At 61.7% G+C, this 16,551-nt stretch carries 17 protein-coding genes; 12 read left to right on the forward strand and 5 right to left on the reverse strand.

Annotated features, from left to right (window positions below; translation table 11 throughout):
- Nucleotides 1–27: 27 nt before the first annotated feature.
- The 11 genes from hisC (at nucleotide 28) to tatC (ending at nucleotide 6,943) form a co-directional block, all read left to right on the forward strand.
- Nucleotides 28–1,122 (forward strand): histidinol-phosphate transaminase, encoded by a 1,095-nt coding sequence (hisC, locus tag ACQ4WN_RS08450; RefSeq protein WP_436551123.1) that lies wholly within the window; start codon nucleotides 28–30, stop codon nucleotides 1,120–1,122.
- A gap of 19 nt (nucleotides 1,123–1,141) precedes the next feature.
- The gene (hisB, locus tag ACQ4WN_RS08455) at nucleotides 1,142–1,732 is read left to right on the forward strand and encodes an imidazoleglycerol-phosphate dehydratase HisB (protein ID WP_436551124.1); all 591 of its coding nucleotides are present in this window, start codon (nucleotides 1,142–1,144) and stop codon (nucleotides 1,730–1,732) included.
- 40 nt (nucleotides 1,733–1,772) lie between these two features.
- The gene (gene hisH, locus ACQ4WN_RS08460; protein ID WP_436551125.1) at nucleotides 1,773–2,411 is read left to right on the forward strand and encodes an imidazole glycerol phosphate synthase subunit HisH; all 639 of its coding nucleotides are present in this window, start codon (nucleotides 1,773–1,775) and stop codon (nucleotides 2,409–2,411) included.
- A 69-nt stretch (nucleotides 2,412–2,480) separates the two neighbouring features.
- Complete coding sequence (gene hisA, locus ACQ4WN_RS08465; protein ID WP_436551126.1) at nucleotides 2,481–3,254, forward strand: 1-(5-phosphoribosyl)-5-[(5-phosphoribosylamino)methylideneamino]imidazole-4-carboxamide isomerase; 774 nt, start codon at nucleotides 2,481–2,483, stop codon at nucleotides 3,252–3,254.
- A 57-nt stretch (nucleotides 3,255–3,311) separates the two neighbouring features.
- Nucleotides 3,312–4,073 (forward strand): imidazole glycerol phosphate synthase subunit HisF, encoded by a 762-nt coding sequence (gene hisF / locus ACQ4WN_RS08470; RefSeq protein WP_436551127.1) that lies wholly within the window; start codon nucleotides 3,312–3,314, stop codon nucleotides 4,071–4,073.
- 26 nt (nucleotides 4,074–4,099) lie between these two features.
- Nucleotides 4,100–4,537, forward strand: coding sequence for a phosphoribosyl-AMP cyclohydrolase (gene hisI, locus ACQ4WN_RS08475; protein WP_436551128.1), 438 nt, complete (start codon nucleotides 4,100–4,102; stop codon nucleotides 4,535–4,537).
- Entirely contained in the window at nucleotides 4,534–4,905 is a 372-nt protein-coding gene (locus ACQ4WN_RS08480) for a phosphoribosyl-ATP diphosphatase (protein ID WP_034753849.1), read from the forward strand. Before hisI ends, ACQ4WN_RS08480 begins: the two co-directional genes overlap by 4 nt.
- Nucleotides 4,906–4,920: 15 nt before the next feature.
- Nucleotides 4,921–5,292: a histidine triad nucleotide-binding protein gene (locus tag ACQ4WN_RS08485; protein ID WP_436551129.1), complete on the forward strand. Its 372-nt coding sequence runs from the start codon at nucleotides 4,921–4,923 to the stop codon at nucleotides 5,290–5,292.
- Between the two features lie 80 nt (nucleotides 5,293–5,372).
- Nucleotides 5,373–5,609 carry a Sec-independent protein translocase subunit TatA gene (tatA, locus tag ACQ4WN_RS08490; protein WP_436551130.1) on the forward strand — a complete coding sequence of 79 codons (237 nt, stop codon included), beginning with the start codon at nucleotides 5,373–5,375 and terminating at the stop codon, nucleotides 5,607–5,609.
- A gap of 48 nt (nucleotides 5,610–5,657) precedes the next feature.
- Nucleotides 5,658–6,191 (forward strand): Sec-independent protein translocase protein TatB, encoded by a 534-nt coding sequence (tatB, locus tag ACQ4WN_RS08495; RefSeq protein WP_436551131.1) that lies wholly within the window; start codon nucleotides 5,658–5,660, stop codon nucleotides 6,189–6,191.
- Nucleotides 6,188–6,943, forward strand: a complete 756-nt coding sequence (tatC, locus tag ACQ4WN_RS08500) for a twin-arginine translocase subunit TatC (RefSeq protein ID WP_436551132.1) — start codon at nucleotides 6,188–6,190, stop codon at nucleotides 6,941–6,943. The genes tatB and tatC overlap by 4 nt, the downstream gene beginning before the upstream one ends.
- Before the next feature lie 84 nt (nucleotides 6,944–7,027).
- On the opposite strand, the gene ACQ4WN_RS08505 is transcribed toward tatC, so the two are convergent.
- Nucleotides 7,028–7,495: a hypothetical protein gene (locus ACQ4WN_RS08505; RefSeq protein ID WP_436551133.1), complete on the reverse strand. Its 468-nt coding sequence runs from the start codon at nucleotides 7,493–7,495 to the stop codon at nucleotides 7,028–7,030.
- Nucleotides 7,496–7,667: 172 nt separating this feature from the next.
- Nucleotides 7,668–9,320, reverse strand: a complete 1,653-nt coding sequence (locus tag ACQ4WN_RS08510; RefSeq protein ID WP_436551134.1) for a DUF885 domain-containing protein — start codon at nucleotides 9,318–9,320, stop codon at nucleotides 7,668–7,670.
- Here ACQ4WN_RS08510 and ACQ4WN_RS08515 point away from each other — a divergent pair.
- Nucleotides 9,319–9,576: a hypothetical protein gene (locus tag ACQ4WN_RS08515; protein ID WP_436551135.1), complete on the forward strand. Its 258-nt coding sequence runs from the start codon at nucleotides 9,319–9,321 to the stop codon at nucleotides 9,574–9,576. The genes ACQ4WN_RS08510 and ACQ4WN_RS08515 overlap by 2 nt on opposite strands.
- A gap of 119 nt (nucleotides 9,577–9,695) precedes the next feature.
- Here the strand turns inward: ACQ4WN_RS08515 and ACQ4WN_RS08520 are convergent, their stop codons facing one another.
- From ACQ4WN_RS08520 to ACQ4WN_RS08530, 3 genes are all read right to left on the reverse strand, one after another.
- Entirely contained in the window at nucleotides 9,696–10,184 is a 489-nt protein-coding gene (locus ACQ4WN_RS08520) for a hypothetical protein (protein WP_436551136.1), read from the reverse strand.
- A gap of 67 nt (nucleotides 10,185–10,251) precedes the next feature.
- Nucleotides 10,252–14,433 carry a DEAD/DEAH box helicase gene (locus ACQ4WN_RS08525; RefSeq protein WP_436551137.1) on the reverse strand — a complete coding sequence of 1,394 codons (4,182 nt, stop codon included), beginning with the start codon at nucleotides 14,431–14,433 and terminating at the stop codon, nucleotides 10,252–10,254.
- The gene (locus ACQ4WN_RS08530; protein WP_436551138.1) at nucleotides 14,430–16,373 is read right to left on the reverse strand and encodes a dipeptidyl-peptidase 5; all 1,944 of its coding nucleotides are present in this window, start codon (nucleotides 16,371–16,373) and stop codon (nucleotides 14,430–14,432) included. The genes ACQ4WN_RS08525 and ACQ4WN_RS08530 overlap by 4 nt, the downstream gene beginning before the upstream one ends.
- Nucleotides 16,374–16,551: the final 178 nt, after the last annotated feature.

The raw sequence follows: 16,551 nt of genomic DNA on the forward strand, positions 1-16,551 counted from the left end.
TTTAATTCCATCAGGAGTGTTTGCAGCATGTCTTTCCTCGATCAGTTAATCAGCAACACCGTTCGCTCCGATGTGCGGGCCGTCAAAAGCTATCAGGTAGCCGATGCCAGTGGTTACATCAAACTCGATGCGATGGAAAACCCGTATCCGCTGCCGCAGCATCTGCGCGAGGAACTGGGCGCGCGCCTGGCCGGTGTGGCGCTGAACCGCTATCCGCCGTCCTACGCCAGCCTGCAGGCGGCCATCTGCGCCAGGCTGGGCGTGCCAAGCGGCTACGACGTCATGCTGGGCAACGGTTCCGATGAACTGATTTCCATCCTGGCCATGGCCTGTGCCCACCAGGAGCCGGGCAAGCGCGCCGTGCTGCTGGCGCCCGTGCCGGCCTTCGTCATGTATGCGCGTTCGGCGCAGTTTGCCGGCATGGATTTCGTCGGCGTGCCCCTGCAGGCCGACTTCAGCCTGGACATGGACGCCATGCTGGCGGCCATCGAACTGCACCGCCCGGCGCTGGTGTTTCTCGCGTATCCGAACAACCCGACGGGCAACCTGTTTGCCAGCGCCGACATCGAGCGCATCATCGCCGCCCTGGGTGACACGGGTATCGCCGTCGTCGACGAAGCGTACGAGCCGTTCGCGCAGCACAGCTTCATGGGCCGCCTGCCCGAATTCGAGAATCTGGTGGTGATGCGCACCGTGTCGAAACTGGGCCTTGCCGGCATTCGCCTCGGCTATATGTCGGCCGCGCCGGCCTTGCTGGCGCAATTTGAAAAAGTGCGTCCGCCGTACAATGTGAATGTGCTGACGCAGGCGGCGGCCGAATTCGCGCTTGAGCACCTCGACGTGTTGAATGCCCAGGCGGACCTGCTCAACAGCGCGCGCGATGCACTGGCGCTGCGCCTGGCGGAACTGCCCGGCGTGACGGTATTTCCCTCGAAGGCAAATTTTCTTCTGATTCGTGTGGCTGATTCCGACGATGTTTGCGCAAAACTGCTTGCCCGCAGGGTTTTAATTAAAAATATGAGTAAAATGCATGCTGCGCTGGCCAATTGCCTGCGCATCAGCGTCAGCACCCCGGAAGAAAATTCCCTTTTTTACGATGCCTTCAAGGCATCCCTCGTTTAGCCTATCGCCAGAGCCTCCCATGAACCGCACCGCAGAAATCACGCGCAACACCAATGAGACGCAAGTTCGCGTCGCCCTCAATCTGGACGGCACCGGCCAGCAAAAGCTCAATACCGGCGTGCCCTTCCTCGACCATATGCTGGACCAGATCGCCCGCCACGGCTTGATCGACCTCGATATCGAAGCGATGGGCGACGTGCATATCGACAACCACCATACGGTGGAAGACGTGGGCATCACCCTGGGCATGGCCGTGGCCAAGGCCATCGGCGACAAAAAGGGCATCCGCCGCTACGGCCATGCGTATGTGCCGCTGGACGAGGCGCTGTCGCGCGTGGTGCTCGATTTCTCGGGCCGCCCGGGCATCGAATACCACATCCCGTTTACGCGCGCCATGATCGCCGGCTTCGACGTCGATCTGACCCTGGAATTTTTCCGCGGCTTCGTCAACCATGCGGGCGTGACCTTGCATATCGACAACTTGCGCGGCACGAATGCCCACCATCAGTGCGAAACCGTGTTCAAGGCCTTTGGCCGCGCGCTGCGCATGGCTGCCGAACTCGACGAGCGCGCGGCCGGCATCATTCCATCGACCAAGGGCAGCCTGTAAGCGCTGGCCGGGATACACTGTCAATTCTGAGATTAAACACATGAATAAAATTGTGGTGGTGGATTACGGCATGGGCAACCTGCGCTCGGTGGCGCAGGCCCTGCGCTTTGTTGCGCCAGAAGCCGATGTGCGCATTTCCGGCGTAGCTGCCGACATCGACAGCGCCGACCGCATCGTCTTGCCGGGCCAGGGCGCCATGCCCGACTGCATGCGCAGCCTGCGCGAATCGGGTGTGCTCGAAGCGCTGTTGCGCGCCACCGACAGCAAGCCCGTGCTGGGCGTGTGCATCGGTGAACAAATGCTGTTCGAGGGCAGCGAAGAGGGCGATGCGGCCGGTCTGGGCTTGCTGCCGGGAAGAGTCGTGCGCTTCCAGCTCGACGGTCAGGTGCAGGAAGACGGCTCGCGCTTCAAGGTGCCGCAAATGGGCTGGAACCAAGTGCGGCAAACGGCGTCCCATGCGATGTGGGATGGCATAGCCGACAATGCGTATTTTTACTTTGTGCACAGCTATTTTGCTCAACCTCAAGAGGCGGCGCACACGGTGGGCGAGACTGTTTATGGCGCGCCGTTCGCTTGCGCCGTTGCCCGTGATAATATTTTCGCGACGCAGTTTCACCCTGAAAAAAGTGCTGCCGCTGGCTTGCAGCTGTACAAGAACTTCGTTCACTGGCAACCCTGACGTACCTTTTGATGTACCTTCGTGGCCTTTCCGGCTTCGCTTCTCACTCACTCTGACACCACACTGACCATGCTGCTTATTCCCGCCATCGACCTGAAAGACGGTCACTGCGTACGCCTGAAACAAGGCGATATGGAACTTGCCACCGTATTTTCCGAAGACCCGGCCGACATGGCCCGCCATTGGCTGATGCAAGGCGCGCGCCGGCTGCACCTGGTGGACCTGAACGGCGCCTTTGCCGGCAAGCCGAAGAACGAAGGCGCCGTGAAAGCCATCCTGAAGGCGGTGCAGGATTTCGCCGTGGAAAACGACATCGAGGAAATCCCCGTGCAACTGGGCGGCGGCATCCGTGATCTCGACACCATCGAGCGCTATCTCGACGCCGGCATCACCTACATCATCATCGGCACGGCAGCCGTGAAAAGCCCCGGCTTCCTGCACGACGCCTGCGGCGCCTTCCCGGGCCACATCATCGTCGGCCTCGATGCCAAGGATGGCAAAGTGGCAACGGATGGCTGGAGCAAGATGTCGGGCCACGAAGTGATCGACCTGGCGAAAAAATTCGAAGCCTACGGCGTCGAATCGATCATCTACACGGACATCGGCCGCGACGGCATGATGGGCGGCATCAATATCGACGCCACCGTCAAGCTGGCGCAAGCCGTCAAGATCCCCGTCATCGCCTCGGGCGGCCTGCACAATATCGGCGACGTGGAAGCGTTGTGCGCGGTCCAGGCCGAAGGCATCGAAGGCGTGATCTGCGGCCGTTCCATCTATGAAGGCACAATCGACCTGGCGCAGGCGCAAGAACGCGCCGACGAACTGACCGACGCCGCCGTTTAAGCCTGCCCGGCCGGGTGTGCGCGTGCATGCCGGCCTGGCGACAATCTGGAAATCATCATGCTTGCAAAACGTATCATTCCCTGCCTCGACGTGACCAATGGCCGCGTCGTCAAAGGCGTCAATTTCACGCAATTGCGCGACGCTGGCGACCCGGTGGAAATTGCCCGCCGTTATGACGAGCAGGGCGCCGATGAAATCACTTTCCTCGACATTACCGCGTCCAGCGACAACCGCGGCCTGATCTTCGACATCATCGAAGCTGTGGCCTCGCAAGTGTTCATTCCGCTGACCGTGGGTGGCGGCGTGCGCGTGGTGGAAGATGTGCGCCGGCTGCTCAACGCAGGCGCCGACAAGGTCAGCATCAACACCTCGGCCGTGACGAACCCGCAACTGGTGTTTGAGGCATCGCAAAAGCACGGCTCGCAATGCATCGTCGTCGCCATCGACGCCAAGCAAGTGTCGCCTGGCAAATGGGAAGTGTTTACCCATGGCGGACGCACCGCGACTGGCCTGGACGCGTTTGAATGGGCGCGTAAAATGGAAAGCCTGGGCGCCGGAGAAATCTTGCTCACCAGCATGGACCGCGACGGCACCAAGGTGGGCTTCGACCTGGGCCTGACGCGCGGCGTGTCGGACGCCGTCAGCATTCCCGTCATCGCCTCCGGCGGCGTGGGCGGCTTGCAGGATCTGGTCGATGGCATCAAGGTGGGGCGCGCGGACGCCGTGCTGGCCGCCAGCATCTTCCATTATGGCCAGCACACGGTACAGGAAGCCAAGCGTTTCATGGCGCAGCAGGGCATCCCCATGCGCCTGGCGTAAACAAAATAGTACCCAGGATAAAGAACATGCAAAACGGAACCATCGTAGCAAGCAATGCCAAGTGGCTGAAAAAGGTCAGATGGGACGAGCACGGCCTGGTGCCCGTGATCGCGCAGGAAGCGGGCAGCAATGACGTGCTGATGTTTGCCTGGATGAACCGCGACGCGCTGGCGCGCACGGTGGAGCTGGGCGAAGCCGTGTACTGGAGCCGTTCGCGCAAGAAACTCTGGCACAAGGGCGAAGAATCGGGCCACACGCAAAAGGTGCTGGAAATCCGCCTCGATTGCGATGAAGACGTGGTCTTGCTGAAAATCGAGCAAGCCGGCGGCATCGCCTGCCATACGGGTCGCCATTCGTGTTTCTTCCAGAAATTCGAAGGCGATGAAAAAACGGGCGAATGGCAAATTACCGACCCCGTGCTGAAAGACCCTGACACGATTTACGCGGAAACCAAGACCAAATGAGTGAAACTTTAAAGCGCCTGGCCGCCGTGATCGAATCGCGCAAGCTGGCTAACGGCGGCGACCCCGCCACTTCCTATGTCGCACGCCTGTTTGCCAAGGGTGATGATGCCATTCTGAAAAAAATCGGCGAAGAAGCGACGGAAACGGTGATGGCCGCCAAGGATGCGCGCCGCGACAATGACCCATCGAAGGTCTTGTACGAATGTGCCGACCTGTGGTTTCATTCGCTGGTGATGCTGGCGCAGTTCGACCTGACGCCGCAGCAGGTGCTCGATGAGCTGGCGCGCCGCGAAGGCCTGTCCGGCCTGGAAGAAAAGGCGGCGCGCAAGGATGAGCTGCGCGACGCCGGCGAAACAGACAAACACTGACCTACTGGAGCGTGCGTGGATAACTGTATTTTTTGCAAGATTGCTGCAAAACAAATTCCTTCTTCCATCGTGTATGAAGACGAGGACTTGCTGGCCTTCAAGGACATCAACCCGGCCGCCCCCGTGCATTTGCTGCTGATCCCGAAACGCCACGTGGCCAGCCTGTCCGACTGCGACGATAGCCATACGGACATGCTGGGCAAGCTGCTGCGCCTGGCGCCGAAACTCGCCGCCGAGTTCGGTTGCGCCGTCAGCCATGACGCCGATGGCACGCCTGCCGGCGGCTTCAAGACCATGATCAACAGCGGCCCGAACGGCGGTCAAGAGGTGTATCACTTGCACATGCATGTGTACGGCGGTCCCCGTCCCTGGCGCGGCCAGCACTGATTTCGCCGTGCGCCGGGTTCACGTGTATACTATCGGCATTGGTTGACGCTATTCGGGCACCGTCCCGCAAGGAGAATGTGATGGGTTCATTGAGTATTTGGCACTGGCTGATCGTTCTGGTCATTGTGATGCTGGTCTTCGGCACCAAGAAACTGGGCAATATCGGCGGTGATATCGGCAAGGCCGTCAAAGGCTTCAAGGATGGCGTCAAGGGTGAAGATGATGCTCCGGCAGCCAACACCCCTCCTGTTGCGCCATCGCAAGTGGCCGACAAAAGCACCATCGACGTCGAGACGAAAGAGAAAAGCAAGTTCTGATAGCGTGGCGGGGCGCTTGCCTCGTCCGGTAACAGCCCTTGTCAGCTTATGATCGATCTCGGTCTCTCTAAAATCGCCATCATCGGCGTGGTTGCGTTGATAGTCATCGGCCCTGAAAAGTTGCCGAGAGTAGCACGCATGGCCGGCACCCTGTATGGCCGTGCGCAACGCTACCTGAACCAGGTGAAATCCGAAGTCTCGCGCGAAATTGAAATGGAAGAGCTGAAAAGCCTGCAGAAGGAAGTGCAGGATGCGGCCCATTCCGTCAAGCAAAGCGTGGAGAAATCCATGCATGGCGTGGAAAACTCGATCTCCGGCAACCTGGCCGAGGTGGAGAACGCCTGGCGCGGCGATTCCAGCTCGTATGATGGGCACCACGATGCCCATGAAGCGATGCTGCGCGCCACCAATGAAGACCTGGTCCGCAAGGCGCGGGAATTTCGCCGCAAGAAGCTGGTGCGCAATTCCGCCATCCCTGGCTGGTACAAGCAGCGCCATGGCGGCAAGCAGCACGTGCAGTCGGCGGCCGCCCGCGTGGCGCGTTTCCGTCCGCGCGCCAGTTCCTCTTCCTTTTACTCATGAGTAGCAAATCCCCGGTGGAAGAAACCTTTATCTCGCATCTGGTCGAGCTGCGCAACCGTCTGGTCAAGGCCTCGATCGGCATCGCCGTCGTCTGTGCCGTGCTGTTCTACTGGCCCGGCCCCTCGCAAATCTACGATTTTATTGCGGAGCCGATGATCGCCTCGCTGCCGGCCGGTTCGAAAATGATCGCCACCGGCGTCATCTCGCCGTTCCTGGTGCCGATGAAAGTGACGCTGGTAATCGCCTTCATCGTCGCCTTGCCCTGGGTGCTGTACCAGATGTGGGCCTTCATCGCCCCCGGCCTGTACACGCATGAAAAGCGCCTGATCGCGCCGCTGGTGATTTCATCGTCCCTGCTGTTCATCGCTGGCGTGGCCTTCTGCTATTTCTTTGTGTTTGGCCGCGTATTTCACTTCATCAGTGATTTTTCGCCATCGTCGATTGCCGTCACGCCCGATATCGAAAACTACCTCGATTTCGTCATGTCGATGTGTCTGGCCTTTGGCGCCACGTTTGAGGTGCCCGTGGTGGTGGTGATCCTGGTGCGCATGGGCCTGGTCAGCATCGCGAAACTCAAGGAAATACGTCCCTACATCATCGTCGGCGCCTTCGTGATTGCCGCCATCGTCACGCCGCCGGATGTGGTCAGCCAGTTCTCGCTGGCCATCCCCATGTGCTTGCTGTTCGAGCTGGGCCTGCTGGTGGCGCCCATCTTCGTCAAGGCCACCCAGGCACCGGAAGAAGCGTCCTAGACGCTCTACAATACTCGCAAGCAAAAGCCGTTGACCTCCTCCGGGAGCAGCGGCTTTTTTATCGCCGAATTAGTAGGTGAGTGCTTACTGCAGCATCAATTTGCTGAAGATGCCCAGGTTGAGCAGGATCAAGGTACTCATCATCCAGTACACGTGTTTCATGTCCGCACCCTGCCGCAAGTCCAGGCGTTCCAGGCGGGCATCGAATTTTTGTTCGGAATGATTGAATCGGGCATCGAACCTCTGTTCCAGAGCATCTATTCTGCTATCGAACTTTTGCTCCAGCGCATCTATTCTGCTATCGAGTTTCAGTTCCAGCGCATCTATTTTCACATCAAGGGCCTCCACCCTGGTGTCGACTCTTTGCGCCAGCAGCTTGATTTCTCCCAGCAGATTACACTCCAGCGCCGCCAGTTCGCCATGCACGACCACGGCTGACCCCAGCACCTCGCCCAGGGCCGCCGCATGGGCTTCCGCTTGCTGCACGGGCACGCCGGCCGAGGTGAGGCGTTTGGCGTAATCGAGGGTGTCGAACTGGATGGGCATATGCATGGACGCTCCTGAAATCCAGCCTAGCAGAAAAATCGGCAATTGCCAGTGAGGAGAACGGTGGTGCCTGCCTTCTTATCAGCTTAATGGACAAGACAGCGAGTAGTTTGTGGCGGCGCAAACGCATGCAAAAAGGGCGCCGTAGCGCCCTTTGCAAGGTGAGGATGCGTAGCGCTTAATTCATCAATTCCTTGATGACTTTCACGGGTGCGCTGCCATAGCTGAGGAATTGCTCGTGGAAATCCTTCAGCACGAACTTGCTGCCCAGCGCCTGCTTGCGCTGTTCGCGCAAGTCCATGATTTCGCTGTAGCCGCTGAAATAGCTGGTCAGTTGCACCGAGCTCAGCTGCACGCGGCGCCATTTTTCCGTCGCTTCACGCTTGGTCTGGAAGGCCTGGCGCGTCAGCAAGTCGAGTGCTTGTGCTTCCGTCATGCCCAGTACGTGTACGCTGTAGTCGAGGATGGTATTGGTGACGCTGCGCAAATTCCACTTCGAATACATCAGCCACATTTCCGGCGCGTTATTGCCATAGCCCGATTCAAGCATCATGCGCTCGCCATACACGGCCCAGCCTTCGATCATGGCGCCGTTGCCGAAGATGGACTTGACCAGCGAGGGCGACTTGTTGGCATACACGAGCTGCGTGTAGTGGCCGGGGATGGCTTCGTGGATATTCAGGATCTGCAAGATCCAGTGGTTGTATTCGCGCAAGCTGCTTTCCGCCTGTTCCGGCGTTTCGCCGTCGAGTGGCGTCACGTTGTAATAGGTACGGTCCTGCGGGCGATACGGGCCGGGGGCCTCGATGCTGGCGCCCGCCACGCCGCGCTGGTAAGCGGGTGTTTCACGCACGACCAGGGGCTTTTTCGGGTCCATCGTCAGCAGGTTGTGGCTGGTTACCCATTCCTGCAGTTCCGGGATCTGGCGGCGAATTTCCGGCACGAAGTCGGCAGCTGCCACATGCTTGCTGGACAGCTTGTCGATCACCATGCCGATCTTCGCCGTGCGGTCCGCTGGCTTGGCCGTGGCGCCCATGGTTTTCAGCCACAGCTCGTCGGACAGGCTATCCATGTGCTCGAGCAGCTTTTCGCGCGCGGCCAGGGCTTTCTGGTACATCTGCTCGGCGCTCACGCTGGCCTGGATATCGTAGGCAAATTTCTGTTCATACAAATCCTTGCCGATGCGGAAAGAGCGCGCATTGCCGTTCTGCGCCAGCGCCGCATCCTGTTCCGTCAGCCAGGCGGCATAGCCTTGCACGGCCGTGCGGGCTGCGGCGATGCGCGCGTTGTACAGCTGTTTTTCCGCCGGCGTCAGGATGGATGCCTGTGCCGTCTTGTTCAGGTCTTCAAGCACGCTGAGCACACCAGCGCTCTGGGCGATGGCCAGCTGCGTGTGTTCGCGCGTGGGGTTGACGATGCTGGCGCGCGCGGCTGCATAGTATTGCGGCACGCTGGCGATGCGCTTGAGCAAGGTGCGCAGGCGCTGCGGCTGGGCCGCGTATTCCGTGTTCAGGATGAAGTCGATGGAACCGGCCACGTTGTACTGGGCGGGATTCCATTCGAATTCGCGGAACGTGGTCAGATACCAGCGGTCCGATTGCAGTTTATTCGTCAGCAAGGCCAGATCGGTACGTTGCTTGTCCGACATTTTGCTCGCATTCAGCTTGCCGAACTTGCCCAGCCATTCTTCGATGAAGGCCAGTTGCTTCTGGCGGCTGGCCGCGTCGGGGATGCTCAGGTTGGCGGCGCCATCGTACTTGCCGACCGAAATCGCACTTTCCGGGTCCAGGCGCCACAGGGCCGTGAGGAATTGGCCACTGAGGTTATTCATGGAGCGGTCGCTGCTGTTCTCGCTGGCGACGGCTGCGACCGTGGCAGCCGTTGCAGTCGTGGCGACGGCCGCCTTCTTGCTGACGGTTTTTTTCTTGCTGCTGCTGGTGCTGGCCTTGCCGCTTTTCTGCGGCTTCTTGGCGGCGCTGGCCGGTGTCAGGCTAAAAGCCATCATCAATGCGGCGAGCACAACTTTGTTTTTTATCGGCATATTTTATCTCTTGAATATTTTGTCGTTTGTTAGTATCAGAAAATAATGAACTGATAATATAAGTAACAAACAATTATTGAAAGGTTGGCCTTGCTTGCCTGGGCGGCCCAAAGATTAGCATTAATTGCCGCCGCTGCGCGGTTTTTTGCGCCGGGAGCGCGTGGCCTAGACGACGATGGCGCCGCCATGCAGCATGTCCTGGTGGCGCGCATTCAGGGTCGCCACGGCATCCTTGCCGCGCGCCATGCCGGTGGCGTGGATTTCGATGTCTTGCGTGTAGCGCTGGCTGACGCGCACCGTGTAGGACTGGAACAGCCAGCTCCAGAAATTGGTTTCATAGACGGCTTCATCCATGTCGCGCCATTTGACACCCATGAGTTTCTTTTTCCACGGCAAGATGCCGGATGCCAGCCACACGCCTGCCTCGTCGTAGTACAGCTGATAGCTGCGTATCGTCAGCAGGCGGTAGCCGACGATCAGGGCCGAGCCGATCAGCACGACGAAGGCGGCGCGCGCGTTGTATTTGAAGGCCAGCGGCAGGGCGGCAAAAAACAGCAGCACGGCAATGACGAAAGTGCTGACGTAGGCGGTCCAGGATTTGCCGCACAAAAAGGTGGCGCGCTGGCCGGCGGTGGTGGCGATAAAGTCGGTCATGGGGCAAGAAAGAAGAACGGAAAAACGATCATCGCATGGAACGCGGCTTCCCGTTTATTTTTCAAGCTCATTGCTTCAACCCCTCTTGCAGCATGCCCAGCATGTCGTTGGCCGACATGCGCGCAGCCGCGTCGCTGCCTTCCAGCAAGCTGTCGGCCAGGTCGCGCTTGTGCTGGTGCAATTCGACGATGCCTTCCTCGATCGTGTGTTTCGCCACCAGGCGGTAAATGGTGACGGGGCGCAATTGCCCCATGCGGTGGGCGCGATCGGAGGCCTGGTCTTCCACGGCCGGGTTCCACCACGGGTCCATGTGGATCACGTAATCGGCCGCCGTCAGGTTGATGCCCATGCCGCCCGCTTTCAGGCTGATCAGGAAAACATCGCCTTCGCCCGCCTGGAAGGCGTCGACCCGACGTTTGCGCTCTTGCATGGGCGTGCTGCCATCGAGGTACTGATAGCTGACACCATGCTGCTCCAGGTGCTGGCGGATCAGGGTCAGATGGTCGACGAACTGGCTGAAGACGAGCACCTTGTGGCGGTTTTCCAGCAAGCCCGACAGCAGCTCTGCGAACGCCGCCAGCTTGCTGCTGGCCAGGCCCAGTTCGGGCGCCACCAGTTGCGGATTGCAGCAGGCGCGGCGCAGCTTCATGATTTCCGCCAGGATCTGGATGGCTTTCTTGGACGCTGGCCCTTCCACCATGGCCAGCTTTTCCAGCGCTTCGCGGCGCAGGGATTCGTACAGCGCCGTTTCCTGCGGCGACAACTCCACTTCCAGCACGATTTCCGTGCGTGACGGCAATTCCGACAGCACTTGCGTCTTCGTGCGGCGCAAGATGAATGGCGCGATCAAGCGGCGCAAACGCAGGCGCGCGCCGGCTGCCGCGCGCTTGTCCTGATCTTTCTCAATGGGCCCCGCGAAGCGCAGGTTGAACTGGTCGAGGGTACCCAGCAAACCGGGATTGATGAAGCGGAACAGATTCCACAATTCGCCCAGGTGGTTTTCCAGTGGCGTGCCGCTGGCCACCATGCGGAAATCACCTTGCAGCGCCATCACGGCTTGCGAGCGCTTGGTGGCGCCATTCTTGATGGCCTGCGCTTCGTCGAGCACGATGGTATGCCAGCGCACGCCGGCAAACATGGTCGCTTCCTGCTGCAGCAAGCCATAGCTGGCCACCACCACGTCGAACGGCTGCAATGTTTCCAGCATGTCGGCCCGGTCGCCGCTGCCGAACAGTTTGACCTTCAAGGTGGGCGCGAAGCGCTGCGCTTCGCTGATCCAGTTCATGCACACGGACGTGGGGGCGACCACCAGGGTGGGGCCGTTGGGCGCGCGCGCCAGGATCAGCGCCAGCGCCTGCAATGTTTTACCTAAGCCCATGTCGTCGGCCAGGCAGGCGCCCACGCCCCAGTGCGCCAGGCGCGCCAGCCATTCAAAGCCGGCCAGCTGGTAGTCGCGCAAGTCCGCCTGCAGCGTACTGGGCAGCTGCGGTTGAAAGTCGTCGAGTGCGCGCAGGCGCAGCAAGTGTTCGCGCCACAATTTGTCGGCCTTCACGCCGCCCGCGTCGTTGGCCAGCTCTTCCAGCGCGAAGGCGGCCAGCGGGTGGATGTGCACGCCATCGGCATGCGCCTCGCCGTACGCGGCCAGTTCCGACAGCCGCCGGTGAAGCTCATCGCTCAGCGCCAGAAACTGGTTGTCGCCCAGGGCCACGAAGCGGCTTTTATTGTTCTGCATCAAGTCGAGCAGGGCGCGCAAATCCATCACCTTGTCTTCATCGATCTGCACTTCGCCGCTGGCGGCAAACCAGTCTTTTTCGCTCTTGATATTCAGGCGCATCTGGCCGCTGTCGATGCGTTTCGACACGCGCATGGTTTCGCCTTCGGGCCAGGCCAGCACGATGCCAGCGGGGTCCAGCGTCTGCAATTCCACCAGCAATTGCAGGCCCAGGGCAGGCTGGCCCAGCAGCCACTCGCCGTGCTCTTCTTCCGCTTCTTCCAGTACCCGGCAGCGGCCTATGAGCTGGCGCTGCGCTTCGCGCTCCCCATTCAGGTCGCGCCGCGCCTGCACAGCCCGGCCCGCCACATCGGCAAACACGCTTTCGGCGCCGCTACCCGGTGCGTAATAGGCGCCGTTGTCGAGCAGGGGCCGCACGAGGATCTGCATTTTCAGGCCCTGCTGGTAGGGCAGCAGGTGCACGTGCAGGCGGTGGTCGGCCGTGATCGCTTCCGCGTCGCCGGCGCCGCCGCCAATATCCGATTGCACGGTGACCATCGAGGAGATGGCGCCGATCGCCTGCATGACCTGTTTTTCCGCATGCAGGGGTACGGACAAGCCCAGGCCTACGATGGCGCCGATGCGCCGGTGCTCGTCGAGGATGTGCACCACGCGCAAGCGCGTCGGCGTTTCGCGCTGTACCACCACATTGCTGCCGCTGTCGGGCAGGGGCGGTTGCATGCCCAGCCACAGTTGCCCCTCGTGCGATTTGATGAGGAGCTCGGGCGCGCCGGCGATCAGTTCCACTCTTGTGTCGGGGTGATCGAGCCAGAAGACAAGCGGGTGGCCCACCAGCAAGACGGCGGCCTTGTCGAGCTCGACTTCATAGCGCGGTGCCGACGAATAATATTGTTTGAAGGGCGCGATGCTGCCTGCCGCGCGGGCGTCTTGCGGCGTGAGGAAATCGATGTCGCCCGCCTCTTCGGCCAGGCGTTTCAAGCCCATGGCGCGGCCCTTGCTCCAGCCGCCGCGCGCGTCGCGTTTCTGCTCGCGCACTTCCACGGCCGTCAGGCCGAAGCGCGGGTCGAACGCCACCAGCCACACCAGGCGCGACACGCCGCCCAGCGCTTCGGCGGGTGCGTTCTGTTGCAGGTTGATGAGGGCGCTCAACTGGCGCTGCCACGCTTCCTGGCGCTCGAACCACGGCGCCATGTCCGTCAGACCGTGCTGCGCCCGCTTGCCCGTCGCATAGCGCTCCTGCTGCGGCTCGCCCATCAAGCCCAGCAAGCCGGCTGCCTGCGCGGCGATCAAATCGTAGCCGGCCGCGTCCGCTTGCTGCACCAGCGATCGCAGCTGGTCCTTGCGTTCGCTCAATTGCGGTAGCGCCAGCCAGTAGTACAGCAAGGCCTGGAACAGCTGTGCCTGCAGTCCCGTTTCCCAGCTGCGCGTGGGGATGCTTTCCGCCAGTTGCACGCCGGCGCGCACCAGGCGCAAGGTGTTGAGTTGCTGGTAGACGATGCTGTCGTGGTTCGGCTGCGCGTGCAGCGCGATATCGAGGTAGGTCTCCGCGCTTTTCAGCAGCTTGGCGTCATTGCCGCGCAGCAGGGCCAGCACGTACAGGTGGCCGCCGATGCCTGTAAAGCACAGCTTGCGTTTGCCTGCCTCCTTGCGCAGCCCTTTCAGGGCCGTTTCAAAGCCCGCCACGGCGTGCGCATGTTCGCCGCGCAACAGGGCGATGCTGCTATCGACAAACAGCGCCTGCGGTCCCTGCTGGCCCGCCAGGTAGCGCGCAGCCGCGTCGAGTTCGCCGCACAGCAGGGCATCTTCGGCCAGGGCCAGCGGCAGGGCGGCGCCGATATGGTCGCCGGCCGCCGCCTGGCGCGCGTGGTGGGCGCGCGCATAGGTGCGGATGGCGTGCGCCGTGGCCGGCTCGCGCGGCGCATTGCCCAGCAGCACGGCCAGGATGTCATCCTGCAGTTGCGGCATGACGAAAGACAACATTTCCGGCTCGAACGGGCGGCCGAAAATCTCGATCAGCGGATGCAGCTGCTGCGCTTCATAGCAAGCCATGCAGGCGGCCAGGATGGCGGCCACGTGGCGTACCTCGTCATTGCGCAAGAGGGCGATGCGCAAGCGCGCCACGCCTTGCCGGTAGCTGCGCAATTCCACATAGCCATCCCAGTTGCGGCGCACGGGATTGATCAGCTCGATGGCCTGGCACAGGTCGCGAAACACCAGGTGCTCGATGGCGGCGCGCATGGCGGGCCAGCGCAGCTTCGCCTCGCAGGCATAGCCCCGTCCCACCACTTCGGACGCCAGCGCGTGCCGCGTCAAATGCTGCAGCATGCCCGTGACGGTGAGCAGGGCAAATGGTGTGCCATCCGGCTCGACGACATTGGCGCGCTGCAAGTGTTCATACACGGCATGCTTGCCCACCGGTTCGCCCGCGATGGCCAGCAAGGCCAGGATCATCTGTTCGTGCTGCTCCAGGGCGGCGAATTCGTCTAGCAGGAGCTGGTCGAGATGCGGGTCGGTCATGCGGGCAAATTGGCGATATGCACGGGCGGCTCGCCAGCCACCACGGGCAAGCCGAACACGCGCTGGTAGAAATACAGTTCCGCGTCCAGCGTGCGCACGATGTTTTCCGCCTTGCGGAAGCCGTGTCCCTCGCCTTCCAGCGGTACATACGCGACGGGCACGCCGCGTGCCCGCAGGGCGTCGACCATCAGCTGCGACTGCTGCGGCGGCACGACCTTGTCATCGAGGCCCTGGAAGAAAATCATCGGGCGCGACAACTTATCCGTGTGGTGGATGGGCGAGCGCTCGCGGTACAGCGCCTCGGCTTGCGGCTGCGAAGCGATCAGGTAATCGGTGTAGCGCGATTCGAACTTGTGCGAATCGTTGTCCAGGCCCTTCAGGTCGGACACGCCATAGTAACTGGCGCCCGCCTTGAAGACGTCGTGGAAGGTCAGGGCGCACAGGGTCGTCAGGCCGCCCGCGCTGCCGCCGCGGATGATCAGGCGTTCCGGGTCGGCCAGGCCGTTGGCCGCCAGGTAGCGCGCGCCGGCGATGCAGTCTTCCACGTCGACGATGCCCCATTGCCCGCGCAGCGCGTCGCGGTATTCGCGGCCAAAACCGCTGCTGCCGCCATAGTTGACGTCGAGCACACCGATGCCGCGGCTGGTCCAGTACTGCGTCGCCAGTTTCAAGGTATTGCTGGCCATGCTGGTGGGGCCGCCGTGGCTGATGACGATGACGGGTGGCAAGGTTCCTGCCGGCGCCTGTACGTCGCCATTGGTAGGCGCATAAAAGAAGGCATAAGCCGTGCGGCCATTGTTGCTAGGAAAGCTCACGCTGCGCGGCACGGACAGGTAGTCGAGCGCGGGCAAGTGGGCGATCGACTGCGCCAGCACTTCCAGTTCATGGTTCGACAGGTCGATGCGCGCCAGTTCCAGCGCGATGGTGGGGCTGCCGCCCAGCAGTGCGACGAAGCCGGGTCCCACGCGCAGTTCGCGGATTTCCTGGTACGGGTGGGGAATCGGCTCCAGTTTCGCCTCCGCCACGTTCAATTGCGCCAGGTAGCTGACGCCGGCCTGGATATACGTGCAGACGATCTCGTCGTCGGACAGAAAACCGTACATGCTCGCACCGAAAGTCCAGTGCGGCGTGGCAAATTCCGCTTCCATCGGGCACAGCGCCTCGATGTCGGCGCCGTGCAGGCGGTACAGATTCCACCAGCCGCTGCTGTCGGAAACGAAGTGCAGCACACCGCCCGGTGACCATTCCGGCTGGCAAATCGACTCGCGCGCGCCACCGGCGATCAGGCGTGGCGAACCCAGGCTGCCATCCGCGTGCACGTCGGCCAGCCACAGTTCCGTGCCTTGCCATGGCAGGCGCGGATGGTCCCAGCTGATCCAGGCCAGCTGGCTGCCGTCCGGCGACAAGCGTGGCGCCGCATAAAAATCGTGGCCCCGCGCCAGCACCGTGTCGCGCCCGTCGAAGCCGACGCCCGCCAGGCAGTTTTCCGGATGCGCGTGGCCTTCTGCCGGATGTTGCTCGCGCACGGCGATCAGGCGGGAATGGGCCGCATCGACGACGAAGTCTGCGTGACGCGTGCTGCCGCCCGTGGTAAAGGCTTCCGGCGCGCCGTCGCCGGCTACGCGGTACAGGCAATTGTCGGCGAAATGCGAAAAATACACGGTGCCACCGGCCACGGCATACGCGCCGCCGCCGTATTCATGTACGCGGGTGCGCACATTGAAGGGCGCCGGCGTCAATTCATCGACACGCGCGCCGCGCTGGCGCAGCAGGGTGTTGCGGCCCGCCTCGCTGGCGCGCCCGGCCAGCCAGAACACGTCGGCGCCATCCGCACCGCCCAGGGCCAGCTGCGTCAGCGGCGAGGCGCCAGCGGCGACGATGGCCGCGCTGATCGGCGATGGCCAAATGCCATAAGGGGTACTGGATGCGGTCGAGGTCATGCGGGCTCCGTGTAGTGAAGGGATCAAGGGCCGCCAGGCAGGGTCAGGGCGCGCGGCGGCGTGCATCATCATAATGGAAGGGCTGGCACAACGAAAGTCATCACTGTGCGTGGCAAATGCTGCAAAGTGGCACTGGAATCAATGAAATGGCGGCGATTGGATGCGATAATACCGCTTC

Source organism: Janthinobacterium pasteuri (assembly GCF_051380775.1).
In the GTDB taxonomy this organism is placed as follows: Bacteria; Pseudomonadota; Gammaproteobacteria; order Burkholderiales; family Burkholderiaceae_D; genus Janthinobacterium.

Excerpts from the sequence above, each read along its gene's own strand:
- tatA (WP_436551130.1), top strand. The coding sequence starts at position 5,373 with ATGGGTTCATTGAGTATTTGGCACTGGCTGATCGTTCTGGTCATTGTG.
- tatB (WP_436551131.1), top strand. The coding sequence starts at position 5,658 with ATGATCGATCTCGGTCTCTCTAAAATCGCCATCATCGGCGTGGTTGCG.
- ACQ4WN_RS08515 (WP_436551135.1), top strand. The coding sequence starts at position 9,319 with ATGGAGCGGTCGCTGCTGTTCTCGCTGGCGACGGCTGCGACCGTGGCA.
- hisF (WP_436551127.1), top strand. The coding sequence starts at position 3,312 with ATGCTTGCAAAACGTATCATTCCCTGCCTCGACGTGACCAATGGCCGC.
- tatC (WP_436551132.1), top strand. The coding sequence starts at position 6,188 with ATGAGTAGCAAATCCCCGGTGGAAGAAACCTTTATCTCGCATCTGGTC.
- hisC (WP_436551123.1), top strand. The coding sequence starts at position 28 with ATGTCTTTCCTCGATCAGTTAATCAGCAACACCGTTCGCTCCGATGTG.
- ACQ4WN_RS08510 (WP_436551134.1), bottom strand. The coding sequence starts at position 9,320 with ATGAATAACCTCAGTGGCCAATTCCTCACGGCCCTGTGGCGCCTGGAC.
- hisB (WP_436551124.1), top strand. The coding sequence starts at position 1,142 with ATGAACCGCACCGCAGAAATCACGCGCAACACCAATGAGACGCAAGTT.
- ACQ4WN_RS08525 (WP_436551137.1), bottom strand. The coding sequence starts at position 14,433 with ATGACCGACCCGCATCTCGACCAGCTCCTGCTAGACGAATTCGCCGCC.
- ACQ4WN_RS08520 (WP_436551136.1), bottom strand. The coding sequence starts at position 10,184 with ATGACCGACTTTATCGCCACCACCGCCGGCCAGCGCGCCACCTTTTTG.
- ACQ4WN_RS08480 (WP_034753849.1), top strand. The coding sequence starts at position 4,534 with ATGAGTGAAACTTTAAAGCGCCTGGCCGCCGTGATCGAATCGCGCAAG.
- ACQ4WN_RS08530 (WP_436551138.1), bottom strand. The coding sequence starts at position 16,373 with ATGACCTCGACCGCATCCAGTACCCCTTATGGCATTTGGCCATCGCCG.
- hisA (WP_436551126.1), top strand. The coding sequence starts at position 2,481 with ATGCTGCTTATTCCCGCCATCGACCTGAAAGACGGTCACTGCGTACGC.
- ACQ4WN_RS08505 (WP_436551133.1), bottom strand. The coding sequence starts at position 7,495 with ATGCATATGCCCATCCAGTTCGACACCCTCGATTACGCCAAACGCCTC.
- hisI (WP_436551128.1), top strand. The coding sequence starts at position 4,100 with ATGCAAAACGGAACCATCGTAGCAAGCAATGCCAAGTGGCTGAAAAAG.
- hisH (WP_436551125.1), top strand. The coding sequence starts at position 1,773 with ATGAATAAAATTGTGGTGGTGGATTACGGCATGGGCAACCTGCGCTCG.